The 15,593-nt window shown below is 64.8% G+C and carries 13 protein-coding genes; 11 read left to right on the top strand and 2 right to left on the bottom strand.

The genetic code is table 11. The annotated features are described in order from the left end of the window. Position 1 precedes the first annotated feature (1 nt). A complete protein-coding gene (locus tag O0879_RS16980; RefSeq protein WP_289917627.1) occupies positions 2–847 on the top strand; it encodes an ABC transporter ATP-binding protein in 846 nt (281 codons plus the stop codon). Continuing rightward, complete coding sequence (locus O0879_RS16975) at positions 844–1,716, top strand: ABC transporter permease (protein WP_289917626.1); 873 nt, start codon at positions 844–846, stop codon at positions 1,714–1,716. Before O0879_RS16980 ends, O0879_RS16975 begins: the two co-directional genes overlap by 4 nt. Here O0879_RS16975 and O0879_RS16970 read toward each other — a convergent pair whose 3' ends face one another. After that, positions 1,717–2,604, bottom strand: coding sequence for an HTH-type transcriptional regulator ArgP (locus O0879_RS16970; protein WP_099666334.1), 888 nt, complete (start codon positions 2,602–2,604; stop codon positions 1,717–1,719). 144 nt (positions 2,605–2,748) lie between these two features. Between O0879_RS16970 and O0879_RS16965 the strand changes: the two genes are divergently transcribed. The 5 genes from O0879_RS16965 to O0879_RS16945 all read left to right on the top strand — a co-directional run bounded on the left by O0879_RS16965 (position 2,749) and on the right by O0879_RS16945 (position 9,187). Next, a complete protein-coding gene (locus O0879_RS16965) occupies positions 2,749–5,211 on the top strand; it encodes a PBP1A family penicillin-binding protein (RefSeq protein ID WP_289917624.1) in 2,463 nt (820 codons plus the stop codon). Positions 5,212–5,215: 4 nt separating this feature from the next. Next, a complete protein-coding gene (locus tag O0879_RS16960; RefSeq protein WP_099376350.1) occupies positions 5,216–5,839 on the top strand; it encodes a trimeric intracellular cation channel family protein in 624 nt (207 codons plus the stop codon). 96 nt (positions 5,840–5,935) lie between these two features. Continuing rightward, positions 5,936–7,816, top strand: a complete 1,881-nt coding sequence (locus O0879_RS16955; protein ID WP_289917621.1) for a beta-propeller domain-containing protein — start codon at positions 5,936–5,938, stop codon at positions 7,814–7,816. A 49-nt stretch (positions 7,817–7,865) separates the two neighbouring features. Further along, positions 7,866–8,432 (top strand): sigma-70 family RNA polymerase sigma factor, encoded by a 567-nt coding sequence (locus O0879_RS16950; RefSeq protein WP_289917619.1) that lies wholly within the window; start codon positions 7,866–7,868, stop codon positions 8,430–8,432. Further along, a complete protein-coding gene (locus tag O0879_RS16945; RefSeq protein ID WP_289917618.1) occupies positions 8,429–9,187 on the top strand; it encodes a hypothetical protein in 759 nt (252 codons plus the stop codon). The genes O0879_RS16950 and O0879_RS16945 overlap by 4 nt, the downstream gene beginning before the upstream one ends. A gap of 6 nt (positions 9,188–9,193) precedes the next feature. Here the strand turns inward: O0879_RS16945 and O0879_RS16940 are convergent, their stop codons facing one another. Then, positions 9,194–10,339, bottom strand: a complete 1,146-nt coding sequence (locus O0879_RS16940; RefSeq protein WP_289917616.1) for an MFS transporter — start codon at positions 10,337–10,339, stop codon at positions 9,194–9,196. Between the two features lie 284 nt (positions 10,340–10,623). Between O0879_RS16940 and O0879_RS16935 the strand changes: the two genes are divergently transcribed. The 4 genes from O0879_RS16935 (at position 10,624) to potA (ending at position 15,589) form a co-directional block, all read left to right on the top strand. After that, entirely contained in the window at positions 10,624–11,391 is a 768-nt protein-coding gene (locus tag O0879_RS16935) for a gamma-glutamyl-gamma-aminobutyrate hydrolase family protein (protein ID WP_289917613.1), read from the top strand. Between the two features lie 67 nt (positions 11,392–11,458). Then, a complete protein-coding gene (locus tag O0879_RS16930; protein ID WP_152284186.1) occupies positions 11,459–12,829 on the top strand; it encodes a glutamine synthetase family protein in 1,371 nt (456 codons plus the stop codon). A 12-nt stretch (positions 12,830–12,841) separates the two neighbouring features. Further along, complete coding sequence (locus O0879_RS16925) at positions 12,842–14,302, top strand: aspartate aminotransferase family protein (protein WP_289917612.1); 1,461 nt, start codon at positions 12,842–12,844, stop codon at positions 14,300–14,302. Between the two features lie 138 nt (positions 14,303–14,440). Continuing rightward, positions 14,441–15,589 carry a polyamine ABC transporter ATP-binding protein gene (potA, locus tag O0879_RS16920; RefSeq protein WP_289917610.1) on the top strand — a complete coding sequence of 383 codons (1,149 nt, stop codon included), beginning with the start codon at positions 14,441–14,443 and terminating at the stop codon, positions 15,587–15,589. Positions 15,590–15,593: the final 4 nt, after the last annotated feature.

The following is a 15,593-nucleotide window of genomic DNA, read 5'->3' as shown; positions in this document are numbered from 1 at the left end:
CATGAACGCACCCGCTTTTCACCTGGTACGTCCGCCAGTCGCCTTACAGCCTTTGCTCAGCGTCAAGAATGTCAGCCTGGAATACCGCACGGAACAGCGCACCGTGCGCGCCACGCATGACGTCAGTTTCGACGTGTTCCGCGGCGACCGTTTTGTGCTGCTGGGGCCATCCGGCTGCGGCAAATCGTCCTTGCTGAAAGCCGTGGCCGGCTTCATCGCGCCGCGCGCGGGCAGCATCGCCATGCACGGCCAGCCCATCCAGAAACCGGGGCCGGACCGTGTCGTCGTGTTCCAGGAATTCGACCAGTTGCCGCCATGGAAAACGGTGCTGGAAAACGTCCTGTTCCCCTTGCTTGCCAGCAAGCGGCTGGACAAGATGGCGGCCCGCGAGCGTGCCCATCACTGGATCGCCAAGGTGGGCCTGGCCGGTTTCGAGGATGCCCATCCGCATACCTTGTCGGGCGGCATGAAGCAGCGGGTGGCCATCGCCCGCGCCCTGGCCATGCAGCCGGAAGTGCTGTTGATGGACGAGCCGTTTGCCGCTCTCGATGCCTTGACGCGGCGCAAGATGCAGGAAGAACTGAGCCGCTTGTGGGAAGAGCTGCGTTTTACGCTCGTGTTCGTCACGCATTCGATCGAGGAAGCCTTGGTCGTGGGCAACCGCATCCTGCTGCTGTCGCCGCATCCGGGCCGGGTGCGCGCCGAACTCAACAGCCACCAGTTCGGCCTGCACAGCGCCGGCAGCGCGGAATTCCAGGCTGCCAGCAGCCGCATCCATGGTTTGCTGTTCGATGAGGAGACCGTTGCCGTCCTACCAGCACAGACTGCGCACAGGGAGGCCGTATGAGCGCGCTGCTGGAACCGCCGATCCGCCAGGAATTCGTCTATGCGGCGCTGCCGCCGGCCGGCGTCACCGTCGAGCGGCCGCTGTCGCGCTGGCAGCGCCTGGGCCAGCATGCGCTATGGCGCAAGGCCTTGATTTTGCTCAGCCTGGCCCTGCTGTGGGAAGGCGCGGCGCGCTGGACGCACAATGATTTATTGTTGCCCAGTTTTCTGCAGACGGCGCAGGCATTCATCGGCGGCATCGCCAGTGGTGAATTGCTCACGCGTACGGCCGCATCCCTCGTCGTCTTGCTGCAGGGCTATGCCGTGGGCGTGCTGGCCGCCTTCGTGCTGACTTTGCTGGCCGTGTCCAGCCGCATCGGGCGCGACGTGCTGGAAACCCTGACGGCCATGTTGAATCCCTTGCCGGCCATCGCCTTGCTGCCGCTGGCCTTGCTGTGGTTTGGCCTGGGGCGCGCCAGTTTGATCTTTGTCATCGTCCATTCCGTGATGTGGCCGCTGGCCCTGAACACGTATGCGGGCTTCCAGGGCGTGCCCGACACCCTGCGCATGGCGGGCCGCAATTACGGCTTGAACGGCTTGCGCCTGGTGCTGCACATCCTCGTGCCCGGCGCCTTGCCCTCGATTGTCTCCGGCCTCAAGATTGGCTGGGCGTTTGCCTGGCGCACCCTGATCGCGGCCGAGCTGGTATTTGGCACCACGTCGGGACAGGGCGGCCTGGGCTGGTACATCTTCCAGAACCGCAACGAGCTTTACACGGACAAGGTGTTCGCCGGCCTGGCCGCCGTCATCGTCATCGGTCTGCTGGTGGAAAACATCGGCTTTCGCAGCCTGGAACGCGTGACTCTCAAGCGCTGGGGCATGCAGCGATAGCTATTTCAGCATGCTGCGTGCCGCCGCGACGATTTGCCGCGACAGCTGCTCCAGGCGCGGCGACTGCACCTTCCACGTATGCCAGTACAGGGCCACGTCGGCCGGGGTCTTGGGCGTGAGCATTTCCACCAGCTCACCGTCCGTATTTGCCTTCAGTAACAGCTCGGGCACCATGCCGTAACCGAGGCCGTAGCGGATGGCGTTGAAGTGCGAGGTGGCGCCCGGCACGTAATGGCAGGGGTAGGCCCCTTCGGGCAAGCCCAGCGCCTCTTGCAGGAACGACGATTGCAGCGTGTCCTTGCGCGTGTAGGCGACGACGGGCGCCGTGCGCGCTGCCTTGCGCGTCAGCCCGTGCGCGAACCACTGCTGGCGGAACGCTGGCGTGGCCACCAGCCAGTAGCGCATCACGCCCAGCGGCTCGGCCGTGCAGCCGCGCATGGGCTTGGGCTCCGTGCTGATGCAGCCGATCGCCATGCCCGTTTCCAGCAAGGTGTAGGTGTGGTCCTGGTCTTCCACGGTCAAGTCCAGCAGCACGCGCTCGCGTATCAGCACCTCGGACAGGGCCGGGAAGAACCAGGTGCCCATCGAGTCCGCGTTCAGCGCCAGCACCAGGGTCAGCGGGGCATCCTGCTGCACCGCCAGTTCCGCCTGCAAGTCCGCTTCCAGCAGCTTGGCCCGCTTCAGATACTGCATCAGCCGCTGGCCCATGCGCGTGGCGCGCGCGGGACGGCTGCGCACGATCAGGGCGTTGCCCAGCTGGCTTTCCAGCGCCCGCACCCGCTGCGAAATGGCGGGCGACGTCAGATGCAGCCGCAGCGCCGCCTGCTCGAAGCTGCCCGTTTCGACGACGGCGCGGAACGCTTCCGTGTGCTTGGGATTGAGGTCCATGGTGCGCGCCTAACATAAGAAAAATTTATCAATACTAAATAATACTTACTTTTTATAAGGATAGGTGTGTTGCAGTGCACAATACCTCTTTGATGGAGTGCCGCGCGCCAGCGTGCGGCCTCCTGGCAGCAAAGGAATGACAATATGGAAACGCAAGATACGGCGCAAGACAGCTCGCAAGACAGCGGCAAAGACGGCGCCACGGCGCGCAAGCCGCCATCCAAGCTGGCGCGCAAGCTGAAATTCGGCCTGGGACTGACTCTGGGCCTGGGCTTGTCCGCAGCCATGGCGGGCGGCTGGTGGCTGCGCCAGGCGTGGCAGGATTTGCCCGCCGTCGAGCACCTGGCCCAGTACAAGCCCGCGCTGCCGCTGCGCATTTTCTCCAGCGAAGGCGAGCTGCTGGCCGAATACGGCGAAGAGCGCCGCGAATTCCTGCCCTTGAATGAGATCCCCCTGCGCATGCGCCAGGCCCTGCTGGCCATCGAGGATGCGCGCTTCTACGAACACGGCGCCGTCGATTTCTATGGCCTCACGCGCGCCACGCTCGCCAATGTCGTCACGGGCCACCATGCGCAGGGCGCCAGCACCATCACCATGCAGGTGGCGCGCGACTTCTTCCTGTCGCGCGAAAAGACCGTGCAGCGCAAGCTGACGGAGATGCTGCTCGCCTACAAGCTGGAACAGCACTATGGCAAGGACAAGCTGCTGGAACTGTATATGAACCAGATTTACCTGGGCGAACGCTCCTACGGTTTTTCCGCTGCCTCGAACATCTATTTCGACAAGCCGCTGGCCGACGTCAGCATTGCCGAAGCGGCCATGCTGGCCGGCTTGCCGAAGGCTCCATCCGCCTACAACCCTGTCGCCAATCCGCAGCGCGCCACCGTGCGCCAGCACTACATCCTGCAGCGCATGCGCGAACTCGGTTACATCACGCCAGCCGAATACGATGCAGCGGTGGCGGAAAAACTGGCCCTGAACAAGGACCGCAACAGCTCCGTGCATGCGGCCGCGTATGCGGTCGAAGAAGCGCGCCAATTGATCCTGCAAAGCTATCCCGAGGGCGCCTACAGCATGGGCCTGGACGTGACGACCACCATCCGCATGGCGCCGCAGCGCGCGGCCGACAAGTCGCTGCGCGATGGGCTATTGAATGCGCAGGCGCGGCGCGGCTACCGTGGCCCGGAAGCGCGCCTGGCCGCTTCCGCAGACAGCGTGGCGCGCCAGCTGGCTGCCTATCCGGACAGCGGCGAATTGCGCGCCGCGCTGGTGCGCAAGGTGGAGAGTACCGGTGTGCGCCAGGTCAAGGCGCAGCTGCGCAATGGCGACGAGATCGTGCTGACGGCATCGGACGCGCGCCTGGGCGGCAAGCTGCAGTGGGATGGCAAGCGCGCCATCGTCGAGGGCAGCGTGATCCGCGTGGTGCACGACGCGGCCAAGAACCGCTGGCTGGTGAGCCAGCTGCCCGAGATGGAAGGCGCGCTCATTTCCGTCGAGGCGCACAGCGGCGAAATCGTCGCCATGGCGGGCGGCTTCGATTTCTACCGCAACCACTACAACCACGCCATGCAAGCCTACCGCCAGCCCGGTTCCAGCTTCAAGCCCTTCGTGTACTCGGCGGCGCTGGAAAAGGGATATTTCCCCGGCACGGCCGTGGATGATACGCAGCGCCTGCTGCTGCCGCAGGAGACGGGCGCGCAGCCGTGGCGTCCGCGCAATTACGGCAACAACTATGAAGGCTTCATCAGCGTGCGGCGGGGCCTCGTGCGCTCGAAAAACCTGGTGGCCGTCAGCCTGATGCAGGCGGCCGGTCCAGGCTATGTGCAGCACTACGCCACGCGCTTCGGTTTCGAGAGCGCGCGCAATCCCGTCTCGCTACCGCTGGCGCTGGGCGCGGGTGCCGTCACGCCGCTGCAGCTGGCGCAATCGTATGCCGTGTTTGCCAATGGCGGCATGCAGATGCCGCCGAAATTGATCAAGGAAGTGCGCAGCCGCAGCGGAGAAGTGCTGTTCAGCGATGCGGCGCCACGCGCCAAGGGAGAACCGGTGCTGGGTACGCAAGTGATCTCCACGCGCAACGCCTACGTCATGGACAGCATGCTGCGCGACGTCGTCAAGAGCGGCACGGGCCGTGGCGCGCTGGCGCTGGGACGCGGCGACGCGGCCGGCAAGACGGGCACCTCCAACAACGCCTACGACGCCTGGTTCGCCGGCTATTCCTCGGGCCTCGTCTCCGTCGTCTGGCTCGGCTACGACCAGCCGAAAAGCTTGGGTAACGCCACCGGCGGCACCCTGGCGCTGCCCGTCTGGCGCGATTACATGCAGGTGGCCGTACAGGGCCGCCGCGAGCAGGTGCTGGCCGAACCGGCAGGCCTGTCCCTGCTCGACGGTGATTACGTGTATGCCGAATACCTGGCCGGCGACTGCCTGAAGGATAACTTTGCCTTTATCCACAGCAGCGTCAGCTGCGGCAGCCTGGGTGCGGATACGCGCATGGCGCACGGTGACGCTGGCAACGGCGGCTCCAGCACGGGCACGAACGAGGCGCGCACCCTGAGCGAAGCGCGCGAACGCGAACAAATTCTCAAATCATTTTCGGAAGAGTAAGAGCATGCTGTTATATACGATTTACCTGGTGGCGATTGTCGCCGAAGCGATGTCCGGCGCCATCATGGGCATGCGGCGCGGCATGGATTTGTTCGGCATCTGCATGATCGGCACCGTCACGGCGCTCGGCGGCGGCACGGTGCGCGACGTGCTGCTGGGGCACTATCCGCTGGGCTGGATCGCGCATCCCGAGTACCTGCTGTTTACCATCGGCGCGGCCGTCGTTACGGCCTTTGTCGCGCGCTACCTGCACCATCTGCGCGCCGTCTTCCTGCTGGTCGATGGACTGGGCCTGGTGGCGTTTTGCGTGATCGGTTGCGACATCGCCATGTCGGCCAAGATGCATCCGGCCATCGTCGTGCTGGCGGGGATGATCACGGGCGTCTTCGGCGGCCTGCTGCGCGACATCCTGTGCAACCAGATTCCCCTCGTGCTGCAGCGTGAAGTGTATGCCACCGTGGCCCTGTTTACGGGCAGCCTGTATGTCGGTCTGCTGTACTTCAAGGTCGACAGCTCCGTGGCGCAACTGGCATCCATCGGCGCCGGTTTCCTGTTCCGTTTCCTGGCGTTGCACTTCGAGTGGCGCCTGCCGAATTTCAATGGCGACCGGATTCGCGGATTTGAATAGGGCGCTGGCTTCCTGAATATTTTTACGCGCATTTAACCCCTTTTTCTCCGCCGCTGCGTTTCATGTTGGACACCCCAGCCAACCGGAGAAGAAGCGATGTCCAGCGCCCTCAAGATCACATTGATACTGTCCCTGCTGCTGTCGGCGGGCTGCCACGCCGCCGGCACGGCGCCGCGCAAGACCCTGGCGCCGTTTACCAGCGAGCAGGCCTTGAGCAGCTACCTGCAGCAGTTGCAGGCGCGCCAGGCGGCACTGCAAAGGGAACAGCAGAAACTGCAGGGCGCCACGGCGCAGTACATGTCGGCGCCACCGCCTGCGCCGATGGTGGCGAAAGCCGCGCCGGCAGCGTCTGCAGAAGCGGCGGAATCCGTCACCAATGTGCAGACGACAGGCGTGGACGAAGGCGGCATCGTCAAGCTGCATGGTAAGCACCTGGTGATGCTCAGGCGCGGCAAGCTGTTCACCGTGCAGGTGGGCGGCAAGGCCCTGCAGCCCGTCGCCTCGCTCGACGCGTTCGCGCCGGGCAGCGACCCGTCGGGCAGCTGGTATGACGAGATGCTGATCGATGGCGATACGGTGGTGGTGATCGGCTACAGCTACAGCCGTGGCGGCACGGAGATCGGCCTGTTCGACATCGATGCGGACGGCAAGCTGGCCTACCGCGCCACCTATCACTTGCGCTCCAACGACTATTATTCGTCGCGCAATTACGCGAGCCGTTTGATCGGCAGCAAGCTGGTGTTTTACTCTCCCTTGTCGCTGAACCTGCGCCGTGGCGACCCGTTCGGCGGCTTTCCCGCGCTGCGCCGCTGGCGTCCCGACGCCGTGCCATCGGACTTCAAGCGCATCGCTCCGGCCACGCGCATCTACCGCACCGACGAAGAACCGGAACCGGGTACCAGTCTGGCCCTGCACACGGTCACCGTGTGCGACCTGGCGCAGCGCGACATGCGCTGCGAAGCGACCGCCGTGATGGGACCGCAGGGCCGCGTATTCTACGTCTCGGGCGAATCCGTGTACGTGTGGACGACGCGCCGGGGCAGCGATTCTGGCCTGTTCCGCATCCCCCTCGATGGCAGCGCACCCAGCGCACTGAAGGTGGCCGGCGCACCCGTCGACCAGTTCTCGTTCCTGGAAAGCGCGGATGGCCACCTGAACGTCCTGCTGCGCGCCGAAGGCCAGGGCGACGCCATGTGGGATGGCACGCGTGGCCGGGGTGACATGGCGCTGCTGCGCGTGCCATTGGCGTCGTTTTCCGATGGCCGCGACAGTGCGCCCGCCAGCAGCTACAAGGCGCTGCCCGGTGGTGGCGGCTACGGGCTGCAAAACCGCTATGTGGGACCGTATCTGTTGTACGGCAATCCGGGCAATCCCGGACGCCGCAAGGCTGACCAGGCCTGGCCGCGCCAGCCCCTGTATGCCGTACGCTGGGCCGATGGGGGCAGCGTGCAAGCCCTGTCCCTGCCGCGCGGCGTGGAACGCATCGAGGCGCTGGGCGATGACGCCGTGGTGATCGGCGCGCAGGGACGGGATCTGCACTTCAGCAGCATTCGCCTGGGAGCGCAGGCGGCGGTTGCCACGCGCTATATCCGCGCCGATGCGGCGCAGGGCGAATCGCGCAGCCACGGCTTTTTCTACAAGCCGCAAGCGGCCGGCGAGGGCATGATCGGCTTGCCCATCCTGGGCGCGGACGAACGGCCAGGCTTGAACAAGTCATCGGCTTCCGTGCTGTACCTGCGCAACAGCGGCTTGCAATTGACGGAACTGGGCGCGCTGGCGGCGCGGCCCGGTCAGCCCCCGGACGACGGCTGCCGCGCGTCCTGCGTGGACTGGTATGGCAATGCGCGCCCCCTGTTCCTGCAGGGGCGGGTCTTCGCCCTGCTCGGCTATGAACTGGTGGAAGGAGCGCTTAGGGAAGGGCAGGTCCGCGAAGTGCGCCGCATCAGCTATGCGCCCATTGCATCCGCTTTACGCTGAAGGAGCAGGGAAATTGGCGCTGCCGCGTAGTTCGGCTACACTGCTTCGCATGCCCGACACCCTCATTACCGCGACGGATGAAGACCTGATGCTGCGTTATAGCGCCGGCGACCTGCCGTCGTTTCGCGAATTGTACCGGCGCCATAGCCTGGGACTGTACCGCTTCGTGGCCTGGCGCGCGCCGCGCCGCGCGTGGGTGGACGAGATCGTGCAGGATGCGTGGGCCAGCCTGCATGCGGCGCGCGCCGGCTACCAGCCGCAGGCCGCGTTTCGCACCTATCTGTACCAGATCGCGCGCAACCGCCTGATCGACCTGCTGCGCCAGCGGGAAGGACAGGAACACGACGACGTGGGCGAACTGATGGACGAGGGGGCATCGCCGCTGCAATCGCTGGAGCAGAAACAGCAGCACGCGTTGCTGCATGCGGCCATCGCCGCGCTGCCGGCCGAGCAAAAGGAAGCGCTGGTGCTGCAGCAGTTCAGCGGCATGAGCATTCTCGAGATCGCCGTGGTGACGGGGGCGGAAGCGGAAACCGTCAAGAGCCGGCTGCGCTACGCCATGCAGAAGTTGCGCGCGGGCTTGGACAGCGCCGCTGGCGCGGGAGGACAGGCATGAATACGCACAATCAAGATAACGACGAACGGCACGACGAGGAATTGAACGCGCTGCTGGCCAGCCTGCCGCAGCCCGCGCCTTCCAGCGCGCTCGATACGGTCATTCTGGCGGATGCGGAAAGAGCCTTGCAGCAGCCGGCGGCCGCGAACGACAGCGCCGATGGCGTGCTGCGCACCTTGCCCGCCAAGCAAGCACCGGACTACCTGCAGCGCTGGCGCGTTCCGCTGGGACTGGCCGCGGCCGTGCTGTTGACGGTCAACCTGATCGGCGTGGACTGGTTCGGCTCGAAGCCGGCGCAATTTCCCGTGGTCGGGGAACCGGTCACGCAGGAAGTGATGCCTGCCGCGGCGCCGGTGCCGCAGGCAGTCGTCTCCAGTCCACCCGCGCAGGCACCGGCGCCTGCGCCTGCACCGCGCGCCATGGCGGTAGCCAAGTCAGCGCCGACGGCTGAACTGGCAGCATCGCCGCCACCGCCGCCACCCACGGACATGCATCAGGCGATGGAGCCGCAAGCCGCCATGCAGGCCGAGGCCAGCATGCAGCGCGCGCTGGCCAAGCCCGCGCCCGTCGCGGCCCGCTCCGCGCCGATGCCGCCGCCCGCAAAGCTCGACGCTTCCGTGTGGCTGGTGAAGATCGACGCCCTCTTGAAGGCCGGCGAAGGCGCATTGGCACACGAGGAGTGGACGGCGTTCCGGCAGGCGTATCCCGATTATCCGGTGGCCGAGGAATTGCAGCGGCGCCTGGAAAAGAAGTAGCGGAAGTTAAACGATCCCCTTCCTGCGTTCCCACACGGCGCTGCCCACGAAAATGGCGGCGCACACCCACATCACGGCCGGCAGGGCGTTCACGCCCACCGATTGCATCAGGATTCCCGTCAGCAGGGGGCCGCCACCGCTGGTCACGCCCCAGGTGGCGTTGACGATGGCGCTGGCGCTGGTCAGTGACAGGCCCGTAAAACGCTCGCCGCACGCCACCAGCGCCAGCATGTAGATGCCGCCCGCCGCCGCGCCCAGCAACAGCAGCAAGGTCCACCACAGCCACGGCGTGCCGACGGCGAACGGCAGCAGCGGCAGCAGCAGGCAGACGGCCACGCCGCAGCCCGCGTGGACTTTGGCGCGGCCGAAGCGGTCGGCCATCCAGCCCAGCGCGAATTGCAGGCCCGTGTCGCCCACCAGTACCACGGTGGCCGACAGCAGGGCCAGGTCCGTGCCGATGCCGTGCTCCATCGCGTACAGGGGCAGCAAGCTTAATGCCAGCGTGTCGAACAGGGCGAAGAAGGCGGCGCCCAGCACGATCATCGGCATGCGCGGCAGGATCAGGGTCCATTTCACGCCATGTTCCTCCGGTTCGCGTTCCGGGCCGCTGTTCGAGATCAGCATCAATCCCGGCACGGCCAGCAAAAACAGCAGGCCGCAGGCGGCGAAGCTCCAGCTGATCTTGTCGTTGAACAGGGCCACGAGGGCGGGGCCGATCAGCTGGAAGAAGGTAAAACTGGTGGTGTACATGGCCACCACGCGTCCCCGCGAATTGTCGGGCGCCAGGCGGTTCACCCACGCTTCGCCGATGGTAAACAGCACGCCCATGGCGCCGCCGAACAGGAAGCGCAACACGCTCCACGCCAGCAGGTGATCGGTGAACTGCATGGCGATCGTCGCCAGCGATGCCACCCACACGGCGCCCAGCATGGTGGCGCGCGCGCCGAAGCGTCCTACCCAGCGCGAGACGAACGGCGAGGCTGCCAGGATGCCGAGGGCGCTGACGGCCGTGATCATGCCGATGATGTCCGTGCCCACGCCGCGCTGGTGCAGGGTCAGCGCGGTGAGCGGCATGGTGGCGCCCAGGCCCAGGCCCACCACGCCGATGCTCACCACGAGGGCGAAGAAGTCGCGCCACGGCATGTGCTTCATGGTTGCTCCCATAGGGTGAAACAGGTATTTAGAAAGGCTGGAAAACGGTGTGGATGCATGGGAAAGTAAGAAGACTTTGCCGGTGGCGCTGGTATTTGGCGCCGGACGGGCATATGATGATTTTAACAAAGACAATATTGCAAAGCCGTAGTGTAGGCGATGTGTGCCGCCGCTGGCCACGGCCATCGGTGTGGTCGCCCCTGCCGGCTCTGCTGTACAGTGAAGCGAGCGGCAGCGCCGTCATGGGCTGTCATTGGATCGTCACGCCAGCGAGGTAGCACTCTATGCGCCGTCCCATCGTTCTCGTCCCCGCCTGCCAGCGCCAGCTTGGCAGCCACATCTGGCACATGGCGCAGGACAAATACCTGCACGCCGTGCTGCGCGGCGCCGGCTGCATGCCGCTGCTGCTGCCCGCCCTGGGTGCGGATGTGGACCTGGAAGCGGCGCTGCACATCGCCGACGGCGTCATGCTGACCGGTTCCGCCTCGAACGTCGACGCGCGCCTGTATGGCGAAGACATCCTGCATCCCGACCTGCCGCAAGATCCCGCGCGCGACGCCACCACCTTGCCCCTGATCCGCGCCGCGCTGGCGCGCCAGCTGCCCCTGCTGGCCATCTGCCGCGGCTTCCAGGAAGTCAACGTGGCCCTTGGCGGCAGCCTGCACCAGGCCGTGCACGTCGTGTCGGGCATGCAGGACCACAGGGAGAATGTGCTCGATCCCCTGGCGCGCCAGTACATGCCCGCGCACCGCATCAAGCTGATGCCCGAAGGCCTGCTGTCACGCCTGCTGGGCGGCGAGAGCGAGATGATGGTCAATTCCTTGCATGGCCAGGGCGTCGCCCGGCTGGCCGATGGCTTGCTGGTGGAAGCACTGGCCGACGACGGCCTGGTGGAAGCGTATAGCGTGGCCAGTGCCGCCGGTTTTACGCTGGCCGTGCAATGGCACCCGGAATGGCAGGTGGAAGACAACCCGCAGTCGATGCGGCTATTCGGCGCCTTTGGCCAGGCGTGCCGCGATTTCCAGGAACAGCAGCACAGGAATAAAGAATGACAGGCGCGCCGCACCGGCACCATGCGGCGCTTAATCAGGAAAAGCGCAAGACCAACGAGAGGGAAACATGGCAATACGCGAAAATTTCACCTATACGGATATGGATTTGTGGCTCAATGAAAAGCGCGTCACGGAAATCGAATGCCTGGTGCCCGATTTGACGGGCGTGGCGCGGGGGAAGATCCTGCCGCGCGGGAAATTTACCCAGGAGCGCGGCATGCGCATCCCGGAAGCGGTACTGGGCATGACGGTGACGGGCAATTACCCGGTCGACGATGGCGGCTATGACCGTGCCATTTCCAGCACCGACCGCGACATGATCTTGAAGGCCGATCCCACCACCATCACCATGGTACCGTGGGCCACGGATCCCACCGCGCAAGTCATCCACGACTGCTATTTTGCCGACGGCATGCTGGTCGATTTCGCGCCGCGCTCCGTGCTGCGCCGCGTGCTGAAACTGTATGCGGACAAGGGCTGGAAACCCGTGGTGGCGCCGGAACTGGAGTTCTACCTGACGGCGAAAAACACGGACCCGGACTTGCCCTTGAAGCCGCCCATCGGGCGCAGCGGGCGGGCCGAGACGAGCCGCCAGGTGTACAGCATCGACGCTGTCAACGAGTTCGATCCCCTGTTCGAGGATATCTACGATTACTGCGAATTGATGAACCTTGACGTCGACACCCTGATCCACGAGATCGGCGCAGGGCAAATGGAAATCAACTTTCTGCACGGCGATCCGCTGGGCCTGGCCGACAAGGTGTTTTTCTTCAAGCGCACCCTGCGCGAAGCTGCCCTGAAACACGATATGTACGCCACCTTCATGGCCAAGCCCATGGCGGGCGAACCGGGTTCCGCCATGCACGTGCACCAGAGCGTTGTCGATGCGAAGACGGGCCTGAACATTTTCAGTAACGAGGATGGTTCGGCTGCGCCCATCTTCAAGCATTACATCGCGGGCCTGCAACGCTACATGCCATCGGCCATGGCCATCGTCGCGCCCTACGTGAATTCCTACCGCCGCATCGTGCGCCACACGGCCGCGCCCATCAACATCCAGTGGGGCCTGGATAACCGCACGGTGGGCTTCCGCGTGCCCGAATCGGGCGTGCAGGACCGGCGCGTGGAAAACCGCATCATCGGCGCCGACGCGAATCCCTACCTGGCGCTGGCCGTGACCCTGGCCTGCGGCTACCTGGGCATGACGGAACAGCTGGAAGCGACGCCGATGATGGTGGGCAGTGCCTATGATTTGAAATTCGAACTGCCGCAAGGCTTGCCGGAAGCGTTGCAGCTGCTGCGCGCGGAAGACAAGCTGCGCACGGTGCTGGGCGAGCGCTTCATCGACGTGTATGCGGCCATCAAGGACCTCGAGCATCAGGAATTCATGACCGTCATCAGTCCGTGGGAGCGCGAACATCTGCTGCTGCACGTATAGGAAAGGATCGCAATGAGCACAACACACAATCCGCTGGCGCCCAGCGCCGCCCTGGTCGCCTCCGTGGCGCAGAAAAACGCGGCGCCGCAGGTGTACGACACGGCCGCCATCCAGCAGATGGATTCGGCCCACTACCTGCACCCGTTCACCGATTTCCAGGACCTCGCCGGCAAGGGGGCGCGCGTGATCGTGCGCGGCGACGGTGTCTACCTGTGGGATAGCCAAGGCAAGAAAATCGTCGATGGCATGTCGGGCCTGTGGTGCGTCAACGTGGGCTACGGCCGCACGTCGATCTCGCAAGCCGTGTACCGGCAAATGGAGACGCTGCCCTTCTATAACAGCTTCTTTGGCACGACCAACGTGCCGGCCGCGCAGCTGGCGGCCAAGCTGGCGCAAATATCACCGCCGCATTTCCAGCACGTGTTCTTCACCAGCTCCGGCTCCGAGGGCAATGACACGAATTTGCGCATGGTGCGCCGCTACTGGGACATTCTTGGCCACAAGGAGCGCCATACCGTCATCAGCCGCCACAATGCGTATCACGGCAGCACGGTGGCTGGAGCGTCGCTGGGCGGCATGGATGGCATGCATGCGCAGGGCGGTTTGCCCATCCCTGGTATCGCGCATATCGGCCAGCCGAATTACCTGGAATCGGGTCACGGCTTGAGTCCCGAGGAATTCGGTATCAAGGCGGCCGGCTGGCTGGAAGACAAAATCCTGGAAATCGGCGCCGACAAGGTGGCCGCCTTCATCGGCGAACCGGTGCAGGGCGCCGGCGGCGTGATCATCCCGCCCTCGACCTACTGGCCCGAGATCCAGCGCATCTGCGACAAGTACGGTATTTTGCTCATCGCCGATGAAGTCATCTGCGGATTCGGCCGCCTGGGGCGCTGGTTCGGCTCCGAACTGTTCGGCATCAAGCCCGACCTGATCACCTTTGCCAAGGGTGTCACCTCGGGCTACGTGCCGCTGGGCGGCGTGCTGGTGGGCGACAGGGTCGCCAAGGTGCTGATCGAGCAGGGCGGCGAATTCACGCACGGTTTCACGTATTCCGGCCACCCCGTGGCCTGCGCGGCCGCGCTGGAAAATATCCGTATCATCGAGGAAGAGCAACTGGTGGCCAAGGTGGCCGAGGATACGGGACCGTACCTGAAACAGTGCTTCGCCAGCCTGGGCGAACATCCGCTGGTCGGTTATGCGGACAGCTGCGGCCTGGTTGCGGGCCTGAACCTGGTGCGCAAGAAGGGCGCCACCGTGCACGAGAATGAACTGTTCGACGAGAACCAGGGCGTGGGCATGATCTGCCGCGGCCACATGTTCGACAACGGCGTCATCATGCGCGCCGTGGGCGAGCGAATGATCGTCGCGCCGCCCCTGGTCATGACGCGCGCGCAGATCGACGAAATGGTGGGCTTGATACGGGTATGCCTGGACAAGACCCATGCGGACGTGCAGGCGAAGGGCTGGGTGTAGGTTTTTGCCCCATTTTGCCGCCATCTGCGCATTTTTTGGACCGCAATGGCGACAGTTCCGCTAAACTTCCATCCTGGTCGCTCTTTGTAGCGGCCAGTTTTTCATTTTGACACCCTCTTACCCAGAAGCCACCCACACATGACGATAGCAACACCCTTTGCTTCGGCCAGCGACGCCCCAGCGCCTTTTTTGCTGATTGATCAACTGGTCAAGGAATTCGATGGCGTGCGCGCCGTCAATGACATTTCCGTGACGATCAACAAGGGCGAGATCTTCGCCTTGCTGGGCAGTTCAGGTTGCGGCAAGTCGACCCTGCTGCGCATGCTGGCCGGTTTCGAGACGCCGACGTCGGGCCGCATCGCCCTGGCGGGCAGCAGCATCGTCGATGTGCCGCCGCACCAGCGCCCCATCAACATGATGTTCCAGTCGTATGCGCTGTTCCCTCATTTGTCCGTGTGGGACAACATCGCCTTCGGCCTGCGCCGCGACGGCTTGCCGAAAGCGGAAGTGACGGCGCGCGTCGAGCAGATGCTGGCGCTGGTGCAGCTGGGCCAGTACGCGAAGCGCAAGCCGCACCAGCTGTCTGGCGGCCAGCAGCAGCGCGTGGCGCTGGCGCGCAGCCTGGCCAAGCGGCCGCAATTGCTGCTGCTCGACGAGCCGTTGGGCGCCTTGGATAAAAAACTGCGCGAACGCACGCAGATGGAATTGGTGAACATCATCGAGCAGGTGGGCGTCACCTGCGTGATGGTCACGCACGACCAGGACGAGGCCATGAGCATGGCCACGCGCATCGCCGTCATGAGCGAAGGACGTATCCTGCAGGTGGGGGCGCCAGGCGAAATCTATGAAACGCCGAACTGCCGTTTCGTGGCCGACTTCATCGGCAGCGTGAATCTGTTCGATGGCCGCATCACGGAAGACGAACCGGATCACGTGATCATCGACACGCCCGATGGCCGCCAGTATGTCGCGCATGGCATCACGGGCAACCTGGGCATGGATGTCTCGGTGGCCGTGCGCCCCGAAAAAATCGGCATCCAGATCGAGCCTCCCGCCCTGGAGGAGCGCGCGTCGCCGGCCGAACATGGCTATAACTGCGCCCAGGGCGTGATCGTCGCCATGGCGTATTTTGGCAATGAAACCAGTTACCACGTGCGCCTCGACAGCGGCAGTGTGGTGAAAGTCTCGCGCACCAACGCGGCCCGCCACGATGTCTCGCGCCTCGAGCGCGAGCAGCGCGTGTGGGTCTGGTGGGATGGCGCCGACATCGTCGTGCTGACCAGCTGAGGCC

This window comes from Janthinobacterium sp. SUN120, from assembly GCF_030397735.1.
GTDB lineage: Bacteria > Pseudomonadota > Gammaproteobacteria > Burkholderiales > Burkholderiaceae_D > Janthinobacterium > Janthinobacterium kumbetense.
Note: the sequence above shows the minus strand (reverse complement) of the source record. Positions and strands in the feature narration are given on the sequence as shown.